This window comes from Leuconostoc rapi (assembly GCF_016908715.1).
Classification (GTDB): Bacteria; Bacillota; Bacilli; order Lactobacillales; family Lactobacillaceae; genus Leuconostoc; species Leuconostoc rapi.
In genome coordinates, this window is the sequence record NZ_JAFBEK010000020.1 from 1 (window position 1) to 2500 (window position 2500).

The following is a 2500-nucleotide window of genomic DNA, read 5'->3' on the forward strand; positions in this document are numbered from 1 at the left end:
ACGCGAGGCGAAAGAGGCAATTAATTCAAGAAGATCTGAGAAGAGATTGAAAAGAAGTAGTTGACAAAGGGAACTGAGCGTGGTAAGATAATATAGTTGTCTCAGAGAGATAACGGGTAGCACATTGAAAACTGAACAAAACTTTGAACAAACGAATCTGTCGCTGTTACGAGAGTAACAGAAACAAATTTGCGAAGTCAATTCGTAACAAACAAAAAAACGGATAAGCGTTATAGAGATATAGCAATTAGTCAGTTTAATCGAAGAGTACATCTTCAAGCGATGAATTTAAATTCATTTAAATTGAGAGTTTGATCCTGGCTCAGGATGAACGCTGGCGGCGTGCCTAATACATGCAAGTCGAACGCACAGCGAAAGGTGCTTGCACCTTTCAAGTGAGTGGCGAACGGGTGAGTAACACGTGGACAACCTGCCTCAAGGCTGGGGATAACATTTGGAAACAGATGCTAATACCGAATAAGACTTATTGTCGCATGACAAAGAGTTAAAAGGCGCTACGGCGTCACCTAGAGATGGATCCGCGGTGCATTAGTTAGTTGGTGAGGTAAAGGCTCACCAAGACAATGATGCATAGCCGAGTTGAGAGACTGATCGGCCACATTGGGACTGAGACACGGCCCAAACTCCTACGGGAGGCTGCAGTAGGGAATCTTCCACAATGGGCGAAAGCCTGATGGAGCAACGCCGCGTGTGTGATGAAGGCTTTCGGGTCGTAAAGCACTGTTGTATGGGAAGAACAGCTAGAATAGGGAATGATTTTAGTGTGACGGTACCATACCAGAAAGGGACGGCTAAATACGTGCCAGCAGCCGCGGTAATACGTATGTCCCGAGCGTTATCCGGATTTATTGGGCGTAAAGCGAGCGCAGACGGTTGTTTAAGTCTGATGTGAAAGCCCGGAGCTCAACTCCGGAAAGGCATTGGAAACTGGACAACTTGAGTGCAGTAGAGGTAAGTGGAACTCCATGTGTAGCGGTGGAATGCGTAGATATATGGAAGAACACCAGCGGCGAAGGCGGCTTACTGGACTGTAACTGACGTTGAGGCTCGAAAGTGTGGGTAGCAAACAGGATTAGATACCCTGGTAGTCCACACCGTAAACGATGAACACTAGGTGTTAGGAGGTTTCCGCCTCTTAGTGCCGAAGCTAACGCATTAAGTGTTCCGCCTGGGGAGTACGACCGCAAGGTTGAAACTCAAAGGAATTGACGGGGACCCGCACAAGCGGTGGAGCATGTGGTTTAATTCGAAGCAACGCGAAGAACCTTACCAGGTCTTGACATCCTTTGAAGCTTTTAGAGATAGAAGTGTTCTCTTCGGAGACAAAGAGACAGGTGGTGCATGGTCGTCGTCAGCTCGTGTCGTGAGATGTTGGGTTAAGTCCCGCAACGAGCGCAACCCTTATTGTTAGTTGCCAGCATTCAGATGGGCACTCTAGCGAGACTGCCGGTGACAAACCGGAGGAAGGCGGGGACGACGTCAGATCATCATGCCCCTTATGACCTGGGCTACACACGTGCTACAATGGCGTATACAACGAGTTGCCAACCTGCGAAGGTGAGCTAATCTCTTAAAGTACGTCTCAGTTCGGACTGCAGTCTGCAACTCGACTGCACGAAGTCGGAATCGCTAGTAATCGCGGATCAGCACGCCGCGGTGAATACGTTCCCGGGTCTTGTACACACCGCCCGTCACACCATGGGAGTTTGTAATGCCCAAAGCCGGTGGCCTAACCGTAAGGAGGGAACCGTCTAAGGCAGGACAGATGACTGGGGTGAAGTCGTAACAAGGTAGCCGTAGGAGAACCTGCGGCTGGATCACCTCCTTTCTAAGGATAAACGGAAAGTGGCAGGGACTTAAGAGTCAATTTGTTTGGAACAAAGTTTTGTTTAGTTTTGAGTGTGATACTGAAATAGGTATCATGGTCAAAGATGAACCTATGGGGAATTAGCTCAGCTGGGAGAGCACCTGCTTTGCAAGCAGGGGGTCAGCGGTTCGATCCCGCTATTCTCCATTGGGAGCCGAGAGGCTGTCAAGGGTAGTACATTGAAAACTGAATAGTAACAAATTCTTTTAAATAATTAAAATTATTATTAAATTGAACCGAGAAACAACACAAAAAGTTCTGAAACAAGAACGGTTTAATCGCAGGTCTGAAAAAAGACCAACTCATAAACTTAAAGCACAACTACGGTTGTGACGGTTAAGTTAATAAGGGCGCGTGGTGGATGCCTTGGCACTAGGAGCCGATGAAGGACGTGACTAACTACGATAAGCTTTGGTGAGCGGTAAGTACGCTATGACCCAGAGATTTCCGAATGGGGAAACCCAACTCGAAAAGAGTTGTCAATAGTTGAATACATAGATTATTGACGGAATACGCTGTGAACTGAAACATCTCATTAGCAGCAGGAGCAGAAAGAAAAATCGATTCCCTAAGTAGCGGCGAGCGAAAGGGGAAGAGCCCAAACCAACGTGC

The 2500-nt window shown here is 47.5% G+C and carries 1 tRNA gene and 2 rRNA genes (1 of these 3 cut by a window edge); all 3 read left to right on the plus strand.

Features of this window, described 5'->3' with window-relative positions:
* Positions 1–299 precede the first annotated feature (299 nt).
* Positions 300–1849 (plus strand): 16S ribosomal RNA (locus JOD28_RS09635).
* A 113-nt stretch (positions 1850–1962) separates the two neighbouring features.
* A tRNA-Ala gene (locus JOD28_RS09640) sits at positions 1963–2035 on the plus strand.
* Positions 2036–2222: 187 nt separating this feature from the next.
* Positions 2223–2500 (plus strand): 23S ribosomal RNA (locus tag JOD28_RS09645); it runs 2638 nt beyond the window's last position.
* Together the 16S and 23S rRNA genes with 1 tRNA gene alongside form the textbook arrangement of a ribosomal RNA operon.